Source organism: Aeromonas sp. FDAARGOS 1405 (assembly GCF_019048265.1).
Lineage (GTDB): Bacteria > Pseudomonadota > Gammaproteobacteria > Enterobacterales > Aeromonadaceae > Aeromonas > Aeromonas veronii_A.
The window spans coordinates 157,535-176,017 of the sequence record NZ_CP077311.1 but is presented as its reverse complement, the minus strand read 5'-3'; the positions used below and the strand labels follow the sequence as shown (position 1 = coordinate 176,017).

Genomic DNA, 18,483 nt, shown 5'->3' with positions numbered 1-18,483 from the left:
TGCCGCTGTCCCGTGAACGAGGCAGGAAACAAACGATGCACTACCACCAATACTACCCGGTTGATGTGATTAACGGCCCCGGCACCCGTGCCACCCTGTTTGTCTCCGGTTGCGAGCATCAGTGCCCGGGTTGCTACAACCAGAGCACCTGGCGGCTCGATGGCGGCAAGCCGTTCGATGAGGCGATGAGCGATCGCATCATTGCGGATCTCAACGACAGCCGCATCAAACGGCGTGGTCTGTCGCTCTCCGGCGGCGATCCGCTCCACCCGGCCAACGTGCCCCACGTGCTGGCGCTGGTGAAACGGGTGCGCGCCGAGTGTCCGGGCAAGGATATCTGGTGCTGGACCGGCTACCGGCTCGGCGAGCTGTCAGAGGCCCAGCGCGAGCTGGTGGCCTTGCTGGATGTGCTGGTGGATGGCAAGTTTGAAAAGGCGTTGGCAGACCCCGGCCTGCTCTGGCGTGGCAGCAGCAATCAGCAGATCCACGACCTCAACGCCTGGCGTGATGCGGGTGAGCGAATTCCCTGTCTGGTTTGCAGTTGAAGTCCGGGATGTTTATGGTTAGCCCATTCCAATCCTGACTACATTTTTGAAAAGGAGAGCCGAGATGAACAATCTGCTCAAGATCCTGTTGGCCATTTTCCTGCCCCCGGTGTGCGCGTTTATCCAGGTGGGCTTTAGCCTGCACTTTTTAATCAACATTGTGCTGACCCTGATGGGCGGTCTGCCGGGCATGGTGCATGCGCTCTGGCTGGTGGTGAGCGACAAGCGCGGCTGATTGGCTGGTTAATGAGTTTATTGATGATAAAAGGGCCAACCTCTCGGGGTTGGCCCTTTTGTTCATGTTCATACGAATACTTTTTCGTTAGGATGGGTCACTGACCAAGGGGCGCATTGAGCGTCCCGCAGTCCGGCAACAAGCACCGGCAAAGAACAAGGAGCGTTACATGAAGTGGAAAGTCGCAGTATGGTCAGGTCTGGCAGTGACACTGCTGCTGGGGTGCTCATCCCGTCAGGAGGTGGCGCACGAGCGCGCTCCGATCGCTATCCCTCTCGAGCAGTTGTCCAGCTACTGGGTTCAGGAGAAGCAGTGGTCATGGCTTGGCAACGACGAGCCAGCCCTGCCAGCCAAACCGGTCAAGGGGTATGTGGAAGTACGCTATCAAATCGACGCCAGCGGCACGCCGGTCAAGCCGGAAGTGGTGGCGGCCGAGCCCCCCGGCGAGCTGGAGCAGAGCGCGCTGGCGACCCTTTCGCGGATCCGTTACAGCCCGGCAGAGGGCAACCCGGATGCCATTCCGGTCGAGGTGACCAACCGCTTCGAGATCGAGATCAACTGATCCCCCACCACTCTGATGCCAGAGAAAGAGAGACCCCGGCCAGGCCGGGGTCACGTTTATTGCTGTTTGCAGTCGTTGTAGGCGGTCTGCCACTCGCCATCCTGATCCCGAAGCTCGACAAAGCCCTCATCCCCCTTGTTCCACCAGACGGCCTCATGTTCGTCCGTATAGCGGGCGCCGGAGGCCGAAATGGCCTGGGGCAGGGTGTAATCCTTGCCGTTCGGCAGTGATAGCTTGATAAAGTTGAGGCTCTCGTCTGAGAGGGAGAAGTAGCGCACCTGCACCTTCTTGCCCTGCTCGCACTGGTAACTGACCGGTTCGCCACCAGTGACTGAGAGGGTATTGCCCTGATTGCAGCCAGCGAGCAGGCCGAGGGCCAGCGCACCAGCGGCCATCATATGTGCTTTATTCATGATTACAGCTCCATTGGTGTCATACGGGCGTGAGCCTAACAGGTTGCCGTTATTGTGCAATCAGCGGGGCCATTCGGTGCGTCGCTGGCTGTCCGGCATACCGCGCGAGTATGAGGGGGATGCCGCTATCAGCAAGGTAGTGTCAATCAGTGCAGGCCAAGTCTGGTTTCAAACTGGCGGATCAGCGTCTCATAGGTGCCGTTGTTCTTGATCTTCTGCAATCCCTGCTCGAACTGCTTGGCCAGCGCTTCCCCTTGCGGTGTGTTGCGGGAGAAAGCGAGCCAGAAGCCATCGGTGGAGATCTTGCCAACCTTGACCACCTTGCCGGTCAGCTGCTTCTGCTGGATCTTGAGGTAGCCCGGCATACCGTTCATCAGGATGTAGTCGACCCGGCCACGTACCAGCATCTCGAGGATCTGGGCATCGGATTTGGCCTGAAAGCGGGTGATCCTGGGGTTCTCCATAAAATCGGTGGGGTAGGTGTAGCCGAGGGTGATGCCCACCCGCTTGCCCTCCAGCGAGGTAAGCTTGAGATCCCGTTGCGGGTCGCTGGCAAGAGCGAAGATGGCGAGATCCTCCTCGAACATGGGGGTATCGTGCCAATGGTACTGGTAGCGGTTCTCTTCGGTGATGGTAGCGTTGAAGCACCCCGCAAGTTTGCCGCTTTTTGCATCGTGCATGCAGCGGGCGAAGGGGAGGGTGCGAAAGACAATCTCGATCCCTTCGGCGGCGAACACCGCCTTGACCAACTCAGGCGCCAGTCCGCGGGGCTGGCCATCCTCATTGTCCTTGCCGCGCTCGCAGTAGGGAGCCCAGTCATCTTCGGCGCCAATGACAAGCGGAGCCGCCCCGAGCGGGCTGGTGGCCAGCAGCACCAGACACACCAGCCATTTTTTAAACAACGAAACCATAGGTGCACCTCATCGACAGCAGCCTTACAAGCATAGCCATACTTCTGTGCTGACTTGTGGTGACGGGAGGATGACAAGGGTGCAAAAAAACGCCCCGGCAGGCGACGGGGCGAAAGAGAGCTCATCCATGGGCTGACAACAGTGTTTACAACAGGAGATCAATAACCGAAGCGGGTCGCCTCGAAGCGGTTGAGCAACCGGTGGACGAGGTAGCAGGCCAGCAGGGTGACCACGATGGCAAACAGGATGCTGCTCACCCGGTAGAGGGCGCTGAACACCAGATCGTTGCTCGGGGTGAGGTACTGGCCAAACAGGATGCCGAGGGTGGTGAGGGCGCCAAAGCCGACCCCGGAGCCGCCTGCCTCCTTGACGTGGGCATGGCTGAACAGCATGGCGCCGAGCCACAGCAGTGGAGCGACCAGCAGCAGTTGCCCTGACCAGTCATAGAGCAGCAGTTGGCCGAGCAGGCCGAAGGTGACCCCCAGCAAGGTACCCATCGCCCGTTTACGGGCATAACTCAGCGCACCGTTCCAGTGCATGGGGAACAGCACCAGCAGGGTTGTGGCCTGGGCAGACATGGAGTCGCGCAGGTCAAACACCTGAAATACCAGAAACGACAGGGTGGCCACAGTGGCACCCAGCAGGGCTTCATGGCGCATCCGGTGCGGTGCCTTGGGGGCCGAGGCGGGCTTGGGTCTGGCCTCCACATCCGGGATCAGCATGGTCATCAGGTAGGCGATCAGCACCGACAGCAGGCTCGCCCAGATATTGTTGAGGATCAGGTCGTTGAGGTCGGTCTGCGGATAGCTGGCAAAGTGCAGCATGATGCTGAGGCTCAGCACCCCGTTGGCCCCGAACAGAAACAGGCTGCCCCGCGACATGGCGGCGAAACGGTAGAGAAACAGCAGAAAGGCGATGGGAGTCATCAGTGCCGGATGGCTGCCAAACAGCCCCCCCAGCAGCCCGACCTCCACCCCACAGACCATCGCCGCCGCGATCAGCTGGCGTGCGGCATGGCCATTCATTACAGGCACCATCCCCAGCAGCAGCACCGGCGTGACCGTATAGAAGACCCCGTAATTCCAGCCAAACAGTTTGCAGAGCAGAAAGCCCGTGGTGCAGCCAAAAGCGATGCGCAGGCACTGGCGCAGCTCGTTGCCAGTGAGGGGCCGATACCAGAGGTGAGTGGCAGCACCACCGACGAGGTGGGCTGGGGCAGTATTGGCCGACGGGTGAGTGGCGTGGTTAGTAGACATAATGGAGCAGGCTGAGCAGGTGGATCTGGCCCCGTGCCAGCATGGCGGTCAGGGCATTGTCCGGCAGCAGTTGCACCGTGGCCCGCGCCCCGGCTGGCAGATGGTCGGGGAGCTGGTCCAGCTCGAGGTGCAGCCGCATCCGCTGGGCATCCCGCACCCAGCGATCTGACTCCACCGGTGCGGCCAGTCGACCATTGGCATCAAACTGACCGGCACTCACCCCGGCATCCAGACTGCTCACCCGGGCAGGATAGAGCTGACCCGGCTCGCCATCGAAGGCGACCAGTGCGCGGGTTTGCGCGCCGACATGGCGCAGGCTTTTCTCCCGAAAATCGGCAATGACGTCCACCTGTTCCGACACCAGCGCCAGCAGCGGGCTGCCCGCGCTGGCGATACTGCCCGGCTTGAGCTGCAGGTTGGTGATGGTGCCATCCTGATCCGCGTGGACCTGGCTGTAAGAGAGGGCCAGCTGCGCTTGCGCCAGCTGGTTGCGGGCCTGGCGCAGCAACAGATTATCCTCACCGGTTACGCCACGACTGGCCTTGATCTGGGCCAGTTTGGCCTGACTGGCGCGCAGGTTGGCCTGGGCGCTGCGCAGGGCGCTGTCAGCCTCATCTTTTTGTTGCAGCGAAACCATGTGACGTTGGTAAAGCGCATCGATCCGCTCAGCCTCGCGCCACTTCTGGCTGGCCAGGGTCTCCTTGGCGTTGATCTCGGCAACGGCGGCGGTCAGGGCGGCATCCAGTTCACTGTTCTGCTGCTCTGCCTGCGCCAGCGCAAGGCGGGCCTGCTCCACTGCCAGTTCAAAAGGGGCCGGATCCAGCCTGAACAGCAGATCTCCTTTCTTGACCTGCTGGTTGTTGTGAACGGCGACCTCGATCACCTTGCCGCTCACCTGGGGGGCCAGCTTGGTGACCACCCGGGTCGCCATTGCCTGAGGGGTGAGGGGCATCAGCAGGTCAGCTATCAGAAAATAGGCAAACAGGGTGGTAAAGCCAGCCATGGACCATTTGATCCAGCGGGTAAATTGTTGATCCGGGGTCATCTTATTCTCTCTCTGTGCTGGCATCGGGAGGGCTTGTATCGCCTCCTGCCTGTCGGTCGTGGTGCTGTTCAATCTTGCTGAGGGCGTTGGCCGAGATCCGCTGCACCGTGGCTTCAAACAGCTGTAGGGTCTGCTCGTCGATTCCCCCCAGCAGCTCCCGGCGAATATTCATGATGCGGTCGGCGATCTGATCGAGCAGGGTCTGGCCGGCTGGGGTCACGCAGACGATGCGGGCCCGCTTGTCCTGACTGCAGCAGTGGCGCTCAATCAGTCCCTGCTCTTCCAGCTGGCCCAGGGTGCGCATCAGGGAGGGCAGTTCTATTTCGAGGGCTTCGGCCAGGGTCTTCTGGCTGACATGGCTCCCCATGCGGGAGAGCTTCCACAGCGCGGTCCAGCGGGGATGGGTGAGGCCAAGGGGGGCCAGCTCCAGATCGGCGGCAGTGCGCCATAGCCGGTGCATCCGCGCTATCTGCTCGGCGAGCGACAGCTCGCGCAACCTTTCCAGATCCGTCATCTTCTCATCCTCAATGTACTTAGCCTGCTAAGTATCATACTTGTTTAGCAGGCTAAGTAAATAGTGTGATGCGTATCATGTTTCTGGTCGGATCTTTCGCTGGTGCGAGACGGTACCATTCGAGATCCTGATATTATTCTCGGGGCTGATCCACTCGAGGCCCTCTTGCCGATTCGGATATTGCGCCGTGAATGGAGGATATCCGGCGATTATTTTCATGAAATTTTCAGCTTCAGTGAGCAGCTCTTTTTTTATCCGCTAATATTGATGGGGTTATAAAACAAGGGGGAAACGGGTTGTGGATGGATATGACAGTGGATGTGTGTATCTGGCAATTGAAGCGCTGTTGAGTGATGGGGAATATGGTGCAGAGTCACACCATGGCGTGAATCGGGAAGGCGCAATCAGAAGTACCGATATCAGTCATGATTTTGACCCCGCCAATATTCCATTGCTGTTGGCAGAATAGACCTGACCGTGTGTGATCCTTGTGAGTTCAAGCCAGTGCTCTGGTATTCGCTGGCTTGGCTCATCACTATTTCAATCTCCCCTTTTTGCATCTTTCTCCTCACCCTTTTTCATCGTGCGTGCTTCCTGCACGCCGACTCAAACCCTGATGTGGCACGCCGTGGCACTCGCGTTATGGCGATGATATTGCCCGCTGATTATCACTCACAGGAGCTGTGGCGATAAATGGTTGCAGAGCTGGTCCTCTGGCTCTGTTATTTCCCCTAAGGGGGGGAGATCATCGCATCGTTATTACTGCTGATCACCCAAATATCCGCCATTGGGCTCGCTCGTTTGATCGCCCTATTTCCTGACTTGGTCGGGTATTGTATGTCTGGTGTTCTATTGTGCAGCGCACGTTGGCGGCACCATGATGTTTAAGTTTTTAATGTTTTTATATGGCTTTGCAGTCTGGCTAACCGACAGGGGAGAGGGGGAACAATAAAGTAGCGGCCACAATCACACGCAGAGTACATAACAATGAAAAACCTCTCACCCCTACAAACCACACAAGAAAAGGCCGCCTTTATGGGCGGCCAACAAATTGCCGGTATGCCGCTCTTTATATTTCTCGGGTTGGCGACCTGTGTTCTCTTTTCCGGCTGGAACGGCTCGTTGCCGCTGGGCATGGTCGGTGCGCTGGCACTGATGTTTGTACTGGGCACCCTGCTGACCGAGCTGGGGGAGCGGATCATGCCGATCCGCGAATACCTAGGGGGTGGCACCATCCTCGCCATCTTTGGCGGCGCCGCCCTGTTCGAATATCAGCTGCTGCCGGTGCAGGCAGGGCAGGTCATCACCAACTTCATGAAGGAGGGGGGCTTTCTCAACTTCTTTATCGCCAGTCTGGTGACTGGCTCCGTGTTTGGCATGAGCGGCGCTTTGCTGAAAAATGCCGCCATGCGCTATCTGCCGGTCATTCTTGGCGGCGTGGCGTTGGCACTGCTGAGCGTTGGTCTGGTCGGCTCCCTGATGGGGTATGGCTTCAAGAATGCGGTGCTGCTGATCGGCCTGCCCATCATGGGGGGTGGCATGGGCGCCGGTGCGGTGCCGTTGGTGGAGATCCTCTCCGGCCCGATGCAGATGTCCAGTGCGGACCTCTTGTCGCGCATGGTACCGGCGGTGGTGATCGCCAATACCCTGGCCATTCTGGTGGGCTCCCTGCTGGCACGGCTCGGTCGCCGCTACCCCTCTCTGACTGGCAACGGCAAGCTGATGGTCAAGGAAAGTAGCCAGAGCATTGCTGATGAGCAGGCCGAAGCGCCGACCCTGCAGAGTCTGGGCATGGGCCTTTTCATCAGCTCCAGCATGTTTGTGCTGGGCTCCCTGCTTGGCAACTTTATCCCCATGCACCCCTTCGCCCTGATGATTTTGGCGGTCGCCTTTATCAAGGTGAGCGGCCTGCTGCCGCGTCGTTATGAGCAGGCGGCAGCCGACTGGTATCAGTTTGTGGTGAGCAACCTCACCCCCTCCCTGCTGGTGGGGATCGGCGTCGCCTACACCAGTATTCCCGAGCTGATCAGCGCCTTCTCCATCAGCTACTTCGTGCTGGTCATGGTCACCGTGATCGGTGGCGCCCTTGGCGCGGCGCTGGTGGGCCGGATGATCGGTTTCTATCCCATCGAGGCGGCCATCACCGGCGGGCTATGTATGGCCAACATGGGCGGCACCGGCGACGTAGCCGTGCTCTCGGCGGCCCAGCGGATGAAGCTGATGCCCTTTGCCCAGATCTCCTCCCGTCTTGGCGGCGCCGTGATGCTGATCCTGGCTACTGCTCTAATCTCCCTGTTCGCCTGATACCGGATTGAGGAACAAACAAAATGAACGACATCATGATGGGCACCAGCCTGCCCTATGCAGAACGCAAGCGTCAGGGGGTGCGGGGGCGTATGCCCCACAAGGAGGAGTCCCTCTCCCAGCAGCGGCGCCGGATCTACCGATTGGTCAGCGCCATGCAGAGTCCGTTTGACCAGCATCTGCTGCTGCGTCAGCTGCAGGAGGACAACCCGGTGCTGTTTTACGATCTGGTGCGCCACCACCTGCCGGAGCTGCTGCCGATCATCTACACCCCGGTGGTGGGGGAGGCGTGTCAGCGTCACAGTGACCTCTATCTGCGCAGCCACGGTCTCTATCTCTCCTGGCATGACAGGGACGATCTCGACGATATTCTCGAGTCGGTGGAGCAGGAGGTGGACGTGATCGTCATCTCCGATGGCGAGCGGGTGCTGGGGCTCGGCGATCTCGGTATCGGCGGTATGGGGATCTGTATCGGCAAGCTGGCGCTCTACTCCGCTGCTGGCGGCATCAATCCGGCCCGCACCCTGCCGCTCTGTGTCGATGTGGGCACCAACAACCCCGAGCTGCTGGAGGATGACTCCTACCTCGGCTGGCAATCCCCGCGCATCGACGGTGAGAGCTACTACCACTTCATGGACAAGGTGGTGGCCGCCATTCGCAAGCGCTGGCCGCAGGTGGTGCTGCAGTTTGAAGACTTTGCCGGCAAGCACGCCGCCAATCTGCTGACCCGTTATCGGGACGAGCTCTGCATGTTCAACGACGATATTCAGGGCACGGCGGCAGTGGCTTCTGCCTGCGTGCTGGCCGGTCTGCAGCAGGCGGGTAACGCCCTTAATGATGCCCCTGTGCTGATCGTCGGTGCCGGTTCTGCCGGTTGCGGCATCGCCGCCATGTTGGCCCAGCTTGCGGGGAGCCACGATGGCGTCTGGCTGTTTGATCAGGACGGGGTGGTCTGCGCCGATCGTCCCAACCTGACTCGCGCCCAACAGCCGTTTGCCCGCGCCGTTGAGGAGGGGAACAGTTCGCTGCTGGAGACCATCCGCCAGGTGCGTCCGGCGGTCTTGATTGGCGTGAGCGGGCAGGGTGGCCTCTTTACCCGCGAGGTGTTGCAGGCGATGGGGGAGGTGTGCGATCAGCCGGTGATCCTGCCACTCTCCAACCCGACCCGCAGTGCCGAGGCGACCCCCGAGCAGGTGTGGGCCGCCACAGATGGCCGCGCCCTGCTGGCCACCGGCAGCCCCTTTGCGCCGGTAACGGTGGCCGGCGAGCGGCGGGTAGTCTCCCAGTGCAACAACGTCTATGTCTTCCCGGGGATTGGTCTCGGGGCCTGCGCGGTCAAGGCGCGCCGCATCAGCGATGGCATGTTGCTGGCTGCGGTGCGGGCAGTCGGCGCCTATCCGCTGGTGGCGGGTCGGCTGCTACCCCCCATCGAACAGGTGGGAGAGGTGGCCCGCGCCGTCGCCAGAGCGGTGGCGCTCTGCGCCCGCGAGGAAGGATTGGCCGATTTTGTCGGCGATCCGGCTCCTTTGATTGACCAGACCTGGTGGCATCCGCACTATTGGGCTGCGTCCTGACGTTTTAAGGTATGTGCATGAAACTTCGCCACCAGTTGGTCACCCTTTCTCTCGGGCTCTCCCTGCTGCTGATCCTCATTCTGGGCAGTCTGCTGGCCCTCTTTATCCGCCATCTGCTGGAGAGCAATCTGCAGGATAAGGGGAGCGATCTGGCACGGGTGATGGCGGCGGACACCCGGGTGGTCGAGGCCCTGCGTCAGGGCCGTGACCCTACCCTGCGCGACTATGTGGAGGCGGTCTGCAACCGCACCGACGCCACCTATATGGTGGTAACCGACGAGCATGGTCGCCGCCTCAGCCACCCCAACCCCGAGCTGGTGGGGCAGAAGTTTCGCGGCGAGGATATCTGGCCCGCGCTGCAGGAGCGGCGCAGCTACTGCTCCAAGGATCGGGGCACCATGGGGCCGGCGATCCGCTGCTTCTCCCCGGTGGTGGGCGGTGACGGGCGCGTCATGGGGGCCGTGGTGGTGGGCTATCTGATGCAGCAGGTGGAGGGCATCTATATGGAGCGGGTAGCCCTGCTCATCAGCGCCATCGTTGCGGTGCTGGGGTGCGGCCTGCTGCTGGCACTCTGGGTGCAATACCTGCTGCGCAAGACTCTGCTCGATCTGGAGCCGGAGGCAATCGTGCGCCGTTTCACCCTGCAGGATCTGGTGCTTGAGCACATCACCGAAGGGGTCATCGCCCTTGATGGTCGCGGCAACATCAACATGATCAACAGCACCGCCAGCTATCAGCTGCGGCTGCCGGTTACCGGGCGCCACGCCCTGCAGGGACAGTCGCTGGCGGAGCTGGTGCCGCCCCTTGCCCCCTGTCTGGAGCAGGAGGGTGGGGAAGTGAGCTTCACCATTCAGGGGGAGTCCTTCGTTGGCCGCTGGCAGGCGGTGCAGGGCAAGGCGCCGGGGCGGCTGCTGATCTTCAGCCGTCCGGAGGTGGCCGCCAGTCTGGGGGTGCAGGTGACCCACCTGCGCCAGTATGCCGAGATGTTGCGGATGCAGAGCCACGAGTTTGCCAACAAGCTGAGCAGCCTCTCCGGCCTGTTGCAGCTGGGCCATGTGGATCAGGCGGTGGAGCTGATCCAGCAGGAGAACGAAGCGTGCCAGACCATGCTGCAGGAGCTGCTGCGGCTGATCGACAACAAGCCGGTGGCGGGGCTGATTCTCGGCAAGTTCAGCCGGGCTCGCGAGCTGGGGGTGACCCTGGAACTCGATCCCGATTCGGCGCTGGCGGAGTATCCGGCCTCGGTCTCGGCCGATCTCATTACCCTCATTGGCAACCTGCTGGACAACGGCCTGCAGGCGGCCTGGCGCAACCGCCAGCAGCGGCCGCCGCGGGTGCTGCTCTCCCTGTGCGATGTGGGGCGGCGACTGGTGATCGAAGTGGAGGATAGCGGTGAGGGGGTCGACGAGGAGCTGGCCGATCATCTGTTCGATTACGGGGTGAGTCGCCAGAGCGGCGATCACGGGGTGGGTCTGTTCCTGGTCAAGGAGACAGTGGGTCGGCACGAGGGTGTGATAGAATGGCGGCGAACCGCCGAGCAGACCACCCTGTTTGGTATCTATTTGAATAAAAACCAATTAATGTGAGCCATGGACCCAATAATCACGCTTGTTATTGAAGATGACGATCGGATCGGTGCCATCTTGTCAGAACTGGTGGCGGCGACACCCGGTTTCTCCCTGCTGGGGCGGGCCGGCACCCTGGCCCAGGCCGATGCCATGATGGCCGGTGTGGTGCCCCAACTGCTGCTGGTGGATGTCTCCCTGCCCGATGGCTCCGGCCTTGAGTGGGTGAGCCGCCTGCGCAGCCACAACCGCGAAGCCTATGTCATCATGGTGACCGCCTCGCGGGATGTGGAGACCATACAGCAGGCCCTCAATCTGGGGGTTCATGACTACGTCATCAAACCATTGCGGCTGTTTCGCATCCAGCAGAGTCTGGACGAGATCCTGCAACTGCACAGCCGCCTCTGCGAGCGGGGTCGGCTGGAGCAGGAAGATCTCGATAAGTTGCTGGGCAAGGGGGGGCGCTCCCAGATCAAAGAGATGCGCGTCACCCCCAAGGGGATCGACAGCATCACCCTGCGTCAGGTGCTGGATCTGCTGGCGGGTGAGCCGGAGAGCGTCTTCTCCACCGACACGGTGGCGCTGCGACTCTCCCTCAGCCGCACCACGGCGCGCCGCTATCTGGAATATCTGGAGTCGGAAGACCGGGTGGATGTGGATCTCAACTATGGTCAGCGGGGGCGGCCGGAGCGGCGCTACCGCTGGCGCCGGGCCGGTTGAGATGCGCACTGGCGTGCATTGCAGAAACAACAAGGGAGCCATGGGCTCCCTTGTTGTTTCCGGACGATGTTGGTTCTCAGGCGGTTTCCCGTTCGGCTATCGGCGCACGCCCCTTCAGCTGGGAGGTCATCACCCCGCCCAGGATCAGCCCGCCACCCAGCAGGTGGTAGCCATGGATCGGCTCGCCCAGACCGACGACGGCGATCAGCGCCGTACAGAGCGGCATCAGGTTCATAAAGACCGAGGTGCGCTCTGCCCCCATGCAGGCGAGGCCGCGCATCCAGCAGTAAGCCGCCAGCAGGGAGGAGGCGAGCCCGGCGAAGAGCACCAGTCCCCACCCTTCGGCTGGCACCGCCATCGAGTCGGCGCTGAGAGCTAGCGGCACCAGCAGTAGCACCGCCAGCAGGATCTGCATATAGAGGTTGAGCCAGGGGCCAAATGGCAGGTGCCAGCGGCGGATCAAGAGGCCGTAAAGGGCGTAGCTGGCGGAGCCCAGCAACATCATGCCATCCCCCGGGTTGATGCCGTTGTGGAGCAGGGCCAGTGGTTCGCCCTTGCCAAGCAGCCAGAACACCCCGAACAGGGAGATACTCATGCCGAGCAGTGCCTGTTTGCCGGGACGCTGGCCGAAGAAGAGCGCCCCTTGCAGCAGGGTGAGCAGCGGAATGAGGGAGCCGATCACCCCCATATTGGTAGCCGAGGTGCTGTGGGCGGCGTAATAGGCCAGACACTGGTAGAGCACCATACCGAGCGCCGCCAGCACCAGCAGCTTGCCGAGCCAGGGGCGAACCTCACTGCGTCGCCGCCATAGGGTGGGCAGACAGAAGGGGGTCAGTGCCAGAGCGGCGATCACCCAGCGATAGAAGGAGATAGCCGCGGGGTCGAGCACACTGGCGGCCGCCTTGGACACCACGGTATTGGTAGCCCAGATCAGCACCGCCATCAGCGGAAAGAGAAGAGGGGAAAAGATTCGCATCAGAGGCTCCTTATTAACAGGGGGCCAAGTCTACCCTTGTCTTTATATTATCAAGTAGCGTAAAACAGACAGATGACCCAGCAGAAAAGACAACTCTTTCTGATGCACCTTATTCCGGCCCACACGGGCTGCGTCTGCCCGCAACTGATGGCTGCTTTTGACCTGTGCCGGAGACCGAGCCAACAGGGCGTTGCATCACGCCTGCTCCTCTCTCTCGCTGACAAGGGGCGCTGATGGCCACTCACCACTTTCAGCCGGTAGATGTCGTTCTGCCCGCTCCCAATCCGCTCTATTTCAGTTACCAGCAGATGCTGGCCGACAGCGCGACCGTGCTGCACTCCCACCCCTGGGGCCAGCTCAACATGATCAGTCTGGGGATCATGGAGATAGAGCTGGGGGATCAGCGACTGGTGGCCCCTGCCGACTACCTTATCTGGGTACCGGCGGGTCTCGACCACACCTCCTACAACGAGCAGACCCTCGACTACACCTCCATCTACGTCAGCCACGAGCTGGCGGCCAAGCTGCCGCCTGAGCCCAGATTGCTGCTGCTCACCCCGCTGATCCGCGCCCTGCTGAGCGACTTTTGCGAGCGGCGGGTGAGCGATATGGCGGATGAGTGGGATCAGCGCCAGGCCGAGTTACTGGTGGAGCGACTGGCGCGCACTCGCTGTCAGGAGAGCTACCTGCCGATGAGTCAGGACAAGCTGCTGGCTCCCATGCTGGCGGCGTTACACAGCGATCCTGCCGATCCCCGAACTCTGGCCCAGTGGGCCGGACAACTGCATACCACAGAGCGCACCCTGGCGCGGCGCTGCCTGCGGGAGCTGGGGATGAGTTTCGGTCAGTGGCGGGCGCGGTTGCGGCTGCTCAAGGCGCTGGCCTGGCTCAAGGGGGACATGCCGATTCAGGAGCTCAGCTGGCGGCTCGGTTACGGCTCCACCTCGGCCTTTATCGCCATGTTCAACCGGGAGGTGGGCTGCTCCCCCCAGCGTTATCGCCTACAGTCAGCCCGATAACAAATTGCCGGACATGTCATATGGTGAAGCAAAACAAGAAGGGCGCCCGCAGGCGCCCTTTCTGATGACATCTGCTTGCGCTAGAAGAAGCCGAGCGGGTTGATGTCGTGACTTACCAGCAGGTTCTTGGTGTTCTGGTAGTGGTCCAGCATCATCTTGTGGGTCTCACGGCCGATCCCCGACTTTTTGTAACCGCCAAAGGCGGCGTGTGCCGGGTAGGCGTGGTAGCAGTTGACCCAGACCCGGCCAGCCTGAATGCCACGCCCCATGCGCCAGGCCAGATTGCTGTCGCGGGTCCACAGGCCTGCCCCCAACCCGTACTGGGTGTCGTTGGCAATGGCCAGAGCATCCGCCTCGTCCTTGAAGGTGGTGACCCCGAGTGCCGGCCCGAAGATCTCCTCCTGGAACACCCGCATCTTGTTCTGACCGGAGAAGATGGTGGGCTGGATGTAGAAGCCCCCCTCCAGCCCGCTCACCTTGGCCGGGCCGCCGCCGATCAGCATCTTGGCCCCTTCGCCGCGGCCGATCTCCATGTAGCCCAGGATCTTGTCGAACTGCTCGCGGGACGCCTGCGCCCCCACCTGAGTGGCGGTATCGAGGGGGTTGCCCTGAACGATGGTGCGGGCGCGGGCCAGCACCCTGTCCATGAAGTCGTCATAGATGCTGGCCTGCACCAGCGCGCGGGAGGGGCAGGTACACACTTCCCCCTGGTTGAAGAAGGTCATCAGCATCCCTTCTACCGCCTTGTCGATGTAGCTGCTCTCGTGCTGCATCACGTCGGCGAAGTAGATATTGGGGGACTTGCCCCCCAGCTCCACGGTGGAGGGAATGAGCTTGTCGGCTGCGCAGCGCAGGATATGGGCGCCCACTTCGGTCGAACCGGTAAAGGCCAGTTTCTGGATCCGATTGCTGGTGGCGAGCGCCTGACCTGCCTCGGCGCCGAAGCCGTTGACCACGTTGACTACGCCGGGGGGCAGGATGTCCTTGATGAGATCCATCATCAGCATGATGGTGACCGGGGTCTGCTCGGCGGGCTTGAGCACGCTGCAGCAACCCGCCGCCAGCACCGGGGCCAGCTTCCAGGCGGCCATCAGCAGCGGGAAGTTCCACGGGATGATCTGGCCGACCACGCCGATGGGCTCTTTGAAGTGGTAGCTGACGGTGTTCTGATCCAGCTCGGCGGCCGAGCCCTCCTGAGCGCGAATGCAGCCAGCGAAGTAGCGGAAGTGATCCACCACCAGCGGCAGGTCTGCCGCCAGGGTTTCGCGCACCGCCTTGCCGTTCTCCCAGGTTTCGGCGATGGCGAGTCGCTCGATGTTCTGCTCGATGCGATCGGCGATGCGCAGCAGCAGATTGCTGCGCTCGGTGACGCTGGTCTTGCTCCAGCTGGAGAACGCCTTGTGGGCGGCATCCAGCGCCAGCTCGATATCGGCGGCGTCGGAGCGGGCGACCTCGCAGAATACTTTGCCATCCACCGGCGAGATATTTTCAAAGTAGCGGCCGGCGCGAGGTGCCACCCACTCACCGCCAATGAAGTTGTCGTAACGGGACTTGAAGCTGACCAGGGCACCTGCCTGACCGGGAGCGGTATAAATCATCTCATCATCCTTTATGTGTGTGATCCTGACCGGACTGGCTGACAGACCGGTTGCCCGCTGATATCGCAAGGGGCGTGCCAAAGGGTCTGACCAGCAGACAGAAGGTTACAAAAACGTTATCAAATGGGGTGTGGCAGCGTATCTTGGTTAACCAATGACCACGGCTATTGCGATAAATCTGTACCGTTTCTGGACAGTGGCCGAGACAGTCGTGCTGTTTGTGAACAGGAGGCGTGATGAGTGAGTCACTTCAACCCGGTCCCGGTCCGATCCAGCGTTCCTGGCAGCGTTGCCTGCATCAGGGGCTGAGCCGCCAGCAGAGCGCCGACTTGGACTTGCTGCCCCAGGGGGAGCTATCGGCCCGTCAGGAGCAGCACAGGGCGCTGATCGCCTGCTTCCAGCGCTTCGTGCTGCCGCTGTTTGCCCAGCTGCTGGCGGGTCGCCCCTGTCGCCTGTTGTTGTGTGACGGTGAGGGGGCCATTCTGGCCGCCAGCGGTGATGAGGGGTTCGCCCGCCATGCCGAGCGTATCTTTTTGCGCAGTGGCGCCCGCTGGGGGGAGGCGAGCAAAGGTACCAACGCCATCGGTACTGCGCTGGCCGAGCAGAGCGAAGTGCAGGTGCTCGGCAATCAGCACTTCTTCGCCCAGCACAGCTTCCTTAGTTGCAGCGCTTGCCCGTTGCTCGGGCCGGATGGGCAATTGCTCGGGGTGCTCGATATCTCCACCGATGCGGCCCATCACGATGGCGATATGCTGGGCACGGTGCGGCTGCTGGCGATGACCCTCGAAAACGCACTGCTGGCGCGTCAGCCGGGCTGGCTGGTGGATCTCGATCCCCAGAGCCTCTGGTCCGCTCGCCTGTTGCTGGGAGAGGAGGGGGAACTGCTCGGCGCCAACCGGGCAGGCCGACTCTGGCTCGGTCAGCACCCTTTCGATGGCAGGCAACTGCTGCGCGAGGGGCGTGGCTTGCGGCTGGTGCCAGAAGCGGACGCGACCTCTTCCCGCGCCGTGCTGCCTGGTCACTCAAGCCCGGTGCCACATCCGCAGCAGGTGCCGCTCAAGATGCTGGAGCGCGGCATTTCGCTGCTTATCGAGGGGGAGACCGGCAGCGGCAAGGAGCATCTGGTGCGGGCTCTGCACCGAATGTCGAGTCGGCGAGAGCAGCCACTGGTGTGCGTCAACTGCGGCGCGTTACCAGCAGATCTGGTGGAAGCCGAGCTGTTTGGTTATGTGGGCGGGGCCTTCAGCGGTGCCCGCAGCCAGGGCAGTCAGGGTTATCTGCGCGCAGCCCATGGCGGCATGCTGATGCTCGATGAAATTGGCGAACTGCCGCTGCAGGCTCAAACCCGACTGTTGCGGGTATTGCAGGAGCGCAGTGTGACGCCGGTTGGCAGTCACAAGCCGGAGGCAGTGGATTTCTGGCTGGTCAGTGCCAGCCACCGGGATCTGGCGGCCATGGTGCAGAGTGGCGCATTTCGCGAAGACCTCTATTACCGGATCTGCGGCTGGCGCCAGCAGCTGATGCCGCTGCGCCGTTGGCCTGCCGCTGAGCGTCTGGAGCTGATCCGGCGGCTGCTGGCGGAGATGGACCCGACCCTGCGTCTGACCCGCGATGCGGAGCAACAGCTGCTGGCCCATCCGCTGCCCGGCAACGTGCGCCAGCTCAAGCAGGCACTGGAAGTGGCCTGTGTGCTGGCAGAGGGGTTGGGTTGGATAGAACCCGCCCACCTGCATCTGCCCAGTGTGGCCACTGAGCCCGGCGCCTTGCCGATGGGGGAGGCGACCTGCTTGCGTGAACAAACCCGGCGGCAGGTGCAGCAAACGCTGGCGGCATGCGGCGGCAACGTCAGCGAGGCCGCGCGCCAGCTGGGGATCAGCCGCACCACCCTCTACCGGACGTTGCGCGAAGCCCCTTGAGTGCTCACTCCCCCTCATCAGTCGTTTCAAGACGCACATGCCGGCTGGAGCCCTGCCCATCCAGCCGCTATGATGCGCCCTGGCCGGGGCATTGCGCCCGTTGACTCATCCGTTGAGGATTTTCTGCCATGTCACAACACATAGGGGCGCTGACCCTGCTGGTTGCTGATTACGATCAGGCCATTCGCTTTTTTACCGAGGGACTTGGCTTTGCGCTCCTGGAAGACACTCGGCTCGATGAACCGGGCAAACCGGGCAAGCGCTGGGTGCGGGTTGCCCCCAAAGGCGCCTCCGGTTCTGCACTGCTGCTGGCGAAAGCGGCCAATGCGCAGCAGCAGGCCGCCATCGGCCAGCAGGGTGGTGGCCGGGTATTTCTGTTCCTCGAGACCACTGATTTCTGGGGGGATTACCAGCGCATGCAGGCGTACGGTGTTCATTTTTGTGAACAGCCCCGTGACGAGCCTTATGGCACTGTGGTGGTGTTTGAGGATATCAGCGGCAACCGGTGGGACTTGTTGCAACGTACTGCTGCCAACTGAATCTGAAAACGTTTATCATCCCGCCTGTCATAAAGTCATAAAAGTGTCACAGAAAATTCTAATAATTGGCGCACCCATCTTCACAGAGGAGAGAGAAGGGAATGGCTAAGCGAATTCTGGTGGTCGAGGACGAAGCACCGATCCGCGAAATGCTCTGCTTCGTGTTGGAGCAGAAGGGATATGAGACGATTGAAGCGGAAGATTACGCCGATGGACTGGCGAAGGTGCGCGAACCCTACCCCGAACTCATCGTGCTCGACTGGATGATGCCGGGAGGCAGCGGCATCCAGTTTATCAAGCAGCTCAAGCAGGATGAGGTGACGCGCCAGATCCCGGTGGTGATGCTCACCGCCCGCGGTGAAGAGGAGGACAAGGTGCGTGGTCTGGAGGCCGGTGCCGACGACTATATCACCAAGCCGTTCTCGCCCAAGGAGCTGACCGCTCGCCTCCATGCTGTGATGCGCCGCGTGTCGCCCACCTCGGTAGACGAGGTGATCGAGGTGCAGGGGCTGAAACTCGATCCTGTCTCCCACCGGGTCAGTGCCGAAGAGAAGGCGCTCGACATGGGGCCGACCGAGTTCAAGCTGCTTCACTTCTTCATGACTCACCCCGAGCGGGTCTACAGCCGTGAACAGCTGCTCAATAATGTCTGGGGTACCAATGTGTACGTCGAGGACAGAACCGTGGATGTGCATATTCGTCGCCTGCGCAAGGCGATTGAAGAGACAGGGCATGATCGCTTGATCCAGACGGTGCGCGGCGCGGGCTATCGCTTCTCAACCCGTCTCTAA

The 18,483-nt window shown here is 61.6% G+C and carries 18 protein-coding genes; 11 read left to right on the top strand and 7 right to left on the bottom strand.

All coding sequences use genetic code 11. From position 1 onward, the window contains the following. Positions 1-35: 35 nt before the first annotated feature. The 3 genes from nrdG (at position 36) to I6L35_RS00775 (ending at position 1,342) form a co-directional block, all read left to right on the top strand. Positions 36-545 carry an anaerobic ribonucleoside-triphosphate reductase-activating protein gene (nrdG, locus tag I6L35_RS00785; RefSeq protein ID WP_216979291.1) on the top strand — a complete coding sequence of 170 codons (510 nt, stop codon included), beginning with the start codon at positions 36-38 and terminating at the stop codon, positions 543-545. Between the two features lie 64 nt (positions 546-609). After that, a complete protein-coding gene (locus I6L35_RS00780; RefSeq protein ID WP_005338440.1) occupies positions 610-780 on the top strand; it encodes a YqaE/Pmp3 family membrane protein in 171 nt (56 codons plus the stop codon). A 169-nt stretch (positions 781-949) separates the two neighbouring features. Further along, complete coding sequence (locus I6L35_RS00775) at positions 950-1,342, top strand: TonB family protein (protein WP_005358848.1); 393 nt, start codon at positions 950-952, stop codon at positions 1,340-1,342. A 56-nt stretch (positions 1,343-1,398) separates the two neighbouring features. On the opposite strand, the gene I6L35_RS00770 is transcribed toward I6L35_RS00775, so the two are convergent. The 5 genes from I6L35_RS00770 to I6L35_RS00750 form a co-directional block, all read right to left on the bottom strand. Continuing rightward, positions 1,399-1,755: an MliC family protein gene (locus tag I6L35_RS00770; RefSeq protein WP_201972991.1), complete on the bottom strand. Its 357-nt coding sequence runs from the start codon at positions 1,753-1,755 to the stop codon at positions 1,399-1,401. Positions 1,756-1,901: 146 nt separating this feature from the next. After that, positions 1,902-2,666 carry an ABC transporter substrate-binding protein gene (locus I6L35_RS00765; RefSeq protein ID WP_216979290.1) on the bottom strand — a complete coding sequence of 255 codons (765 nt, stop codon included), beginning with the start codon at positions 2,664-2,666 and terminating at the stop codon, positions 1,902-1,904. A gap of 158 nt (positions 2,667-2,824) precedes the next feature. Then, the gene (locus I6L35_RS00760; RefSeq protein WP_216979289.1) at positions 2,825-3,922 is read right to left on the bottom strand and encodes a DUF2955 domain-containing protein; all 1,098 of its coding nucleotides are present in this window, start codon (positions 3,920-3,922) and stop codon (positions 2,825-2,827) included. Next, complete coding sequence (locus tag I6L35_RS00755; protein WP_216979288.1) at positions 3,912-4,967, bottom strand: HlyD family secretion protein; 1,056 nt, start codon at positions 4,965-4,967, stop codon at positions 3,912-3,914. The genes I6L35_RS00760 and I6L35_RS00755 overlap by 11 nt, the downstream gene beginning before the upstream one ends. A gap of 1 nt (position 4,968) precedes the next feature. Then, positions 4,969-5,481, bottom strand: coding sequence for a MarR family transcriptional regulator (locus tag I6L35_RS00750; RefSeq protein ID WP_216979287.1), 513 nt, complete (start codon positions 5,479-5,481; stop codon positions 4,969-4,971). Between the two features lie 987 nt (positions 5,482-6,468). Between I6L35_RS00750 and I6L35_RS00745 the strand changes: the two genes are divergently transcribed. Genes I6L35_RS00745 through I6L35_RS00730 form a run of 4 tightly spaced genes read left to right on the top strand, consistent with a single transcriptional unit; the run spans position 6,469 to position 11,644 of the window. Beyond that, on the top strand, positions 6,469-7,785 hold the full coding sequence (locus I6L35_RS00745) for a 2-hydroxycarboxylate transporter family protein (protein ID WP_194496511.1): 1,317 nt from the start codon (positions 6,469-6,471) through the stop codon (positions 7,783-7,785). Positions 7,786-7,808: 23 nt separating this feature from the next. Next, positions 7,809-9,359 (top strand): NAD-dependent malic enzyme, encoded by a 1,551-nt coding sequence (locus I6L35_RS00740; protein WP_216979286.1) that lies wholly within the window; start codon positions 7,809-7,811, stop codon positions 9,357-9,359. 17 nt (positions 9,360-9,376) lie between these two features. Continuing rightward, entirely contained in the window at positions 9,377-10,945 is a 1,569-nt protein-coding gene (locus I6L35_RS00735; protein ID WP_204481211.1) for a sensor histidine kinase, read from the top strand. Positions 10,946-10,948: 3 nt separating this feature from the next. After that, positions 10,949-11,644 (top strand): response regulator, encoded by a 696-nt coding sequence (locus I6L35_RS00730; RefSeq protein WP_075115718.1) that lies wholly within the window; start codon positions 10,949-10,951, stop codon positions 11,642-11,644. 76 nt (positions 11,645-11,720) lie between these two features. Here I6L35_RS00730 and I6L35_RS00725 read toward each other — a convergent pair whose 3' ends face one another. After that, positions 11,721-12,620 carry a DMT family transporter gene (locus I6L35_RS00725; RefSeq protein WP_216979285.1) on the bottom strand — a complete coding sequence of 300 codons (900 nt, stop codon included), beginning with the start codon at positions 12,618-12,620 and terminating at the stop codon, positions 11,721-11,723. A gap of 233 nt (positions 12,621-12,853) precedes the next feature. On the opposite strand from I6L35_RS00725, the gene I6L35_RS00720 reads away from it, so the two are divergent. Beyond that, positions 12,854-13,639: a helix-turn-helix domain-containing protein gene (locus I6L35_RS00720; RefSeq protein WP_216979284.1), complete on the top strand. Its 786-nt coding sequence runs from the start codon at positions 12,854-12,856 to the stop codon at positions 13,637-13,639. A gap of 80 nt (positions 13,640-13,719) precedes the next feature. Here I6L35_RS00720 and I6L35_RS00715 read toward each other — a convergent pair whose 3' ends face one another. After that, the gene (locus I6L35_RS00715; protein ID WP_216979283.1) at positions 13,720-15,237 is read right to left on the bottom strand and encodes an aldehyde dehydrogenase family protein; all 1,518 of its coding nucleotides are present in this window, start codon (positions 15,235-15,237) and stop codon (positions 13,720-13,722) included. Positions 15,238-15,473: 236 nt separating this feature from the next. On the opposite strand from I6L35_RS00715, the gene I6L35_RS00710 reads away from it, so the two are divergent. The 3 genes from I6L35_RS00710 (at position 15,474) to phoB (ending at position 18,483) form a co-directional block, all read left to right on the top strand. Next, positions 15,474-17,153, top strand: coding sequence for a sigma-54-dependent Fis family transcriptional regulator (locus I6L35_RS00710; protein ID WP_216979282.1), 1,680 nt, complete (start codon positions 15,474-15,476; stop codon positions 17,151-17,153). A gap of 128 nt (positions 17,154-17,281) precedes the next feature. After that, positions 17,282-17,692 (top strand): VOC family protein, encoded by a 411-nt coding sequence (locus I6L35_RS00705; RefSeq protein WP_058056713.1) that lies wholly within the window; start codon positions 17,282-17,284, stop codon positions 17,690-17,692. 101 nt (positions 17,693-17,793) lie between these two features. Further along, the gene (phoB, locus tag I6L35_RS00700; RefSeq protein ID WP_005338414.1) at positions 17,794-18,483 is read left to right on the top strand and encodes a phosphate regulon transcriptional regulator PhoB; all 690 of its coding nucleotides are present in this window, start codon (positions 17,794-17,796) and stop codon (positions 18,481-18,483) included.

Excerpts from the sequence above, each read along its gene's own strand:
- nrdG (WP_216979291.1), top strand. The coding sequence starts at position 36 with ATGCACTACCACCAATACTACCCGGTTGATGTGATTAACGGCCCCGGC.
- I6L35_RS00780 (WP_005338440.1), top strand. The coding sequence starts at position 610 with ATGAACAATCTGCTCAAGATCCTGTTGGCCATTTTCCTGCCCCCGGTG.
- I6L35_RS00775 (WP_005358848.1), top strand. The coding sequence starts at position 950 with ATGAAGTGGAAAGTCGCAGTATGGTCAGGTCTGGCAGTGACACTGCTG.
- I6L35_RS00770 (WP_201972991.1), bottom strand. The coding sequence starts at position 1,755 with ATGAATAAAGCACATATGATGGCCGCTGGTGCGCTGGCCCTCGGCCTG.
- I6L35_RS00765 (WP_216979290.1), bottom strand. The coding sequence starts at position 2,666 with ATGGTTTCGTTGTTTAAAAAATGGCTGGTGTGTCTGGTGCTGCTGGCC.
- I6L35_RS00760 (WP_216979289.1), bottom strand. The coding sequence starts at position 3,922 with ATGTCTACTAACCACGCCACTCACCCGTCGGCCAATACTGCCCCAGCC.
- I6L35_RS00755 (WP_216979288.1), bottom strand. The coding sequence starts at position 4,967 with ATGACCCCGGATCAACAATTTACCCGCTGGATCAAATGGTCCATGGCT.
- I6L35_RS00750 (WP_216979287.1), bottom strand. The coding sequence starts at position 5,481 with ATGACGGATCTGGAAAGGTTGCGCGAGCTGTCGCTCGCCGAGCAGATA.
- I6L35_RS00745 (WP_194496511.1), top strand. The coding sequence starts at position 6,469 with ATGAAAAACCTCTCACCCCTACAAACCACACAAGAAAAGGCCGCCTTT.
- I6L35_RS00740 (WP_216979286.1), top strand. The coding sequence starts at position 7,809 with ATGAACGACATCATGATGGGCACCAGCCTGCCCTATGCAGAACGCAAG.
- I6L35_RS00735 (WP_204481211.1), top strand. The coding sequence starts at position 9,377 with ATGAAACTTCGCCACCAGTTGGTCACCCTTTCTCTCGGGCTCTCCCTG.
- I6L35_RS00730 (WP_075115718.1), top strand. The coding sequence starts at position 10,949 with ATGGACCCAATAATCACGCTTGTTATTGAAGATGACGATCGGATCGGT.
- I6L35_RS00725 (WP_216979285.1), bottom strand. The coding sequence starts at position 12,620 with ATGCGAATCTTTTCCCCTCTTCTCTTTCCGCTGATGGCGGTGCTGATC.
- I6L35_RS00720 (WP_216979284.1), top strand. The coding sequence starts at position 12,854 with ATGGCCACTCACCACTTTCAGCCGGTAGATGTCGTTCTGCCCGCTCCC.
- I6L35_RS00715 (WP_216979283.1), bottom strand. The coding sequence starts at position 15,237 with ATGATTTATACCGCTCCCGGTCAGGCAGGTGCCCTGGTCAGCTTCAAG.
- I6L35_RS00710 (WP_216979282.1), top strand. The coding sequence starts at position 15,474 with ATGAGTGAGTCACTTCAACCCGGTCCCGGTCCGATCCAGCGTTCCTGG.
- I6L35_RS00705 (WP_058056713.1), top strand. The coding sequence starts at position 17,282 with ATGTCACAACACATAGGGGCGCTGACCCTGCTGGTTGCTGATTACGAT.
- phoB (WP_005338414.1), top strand. The coding sequence starts at position 17,794 with ATGGCTAAGCGAATTCTGGTGGTCGAGGACGAAGCACCGATCCGCGAA.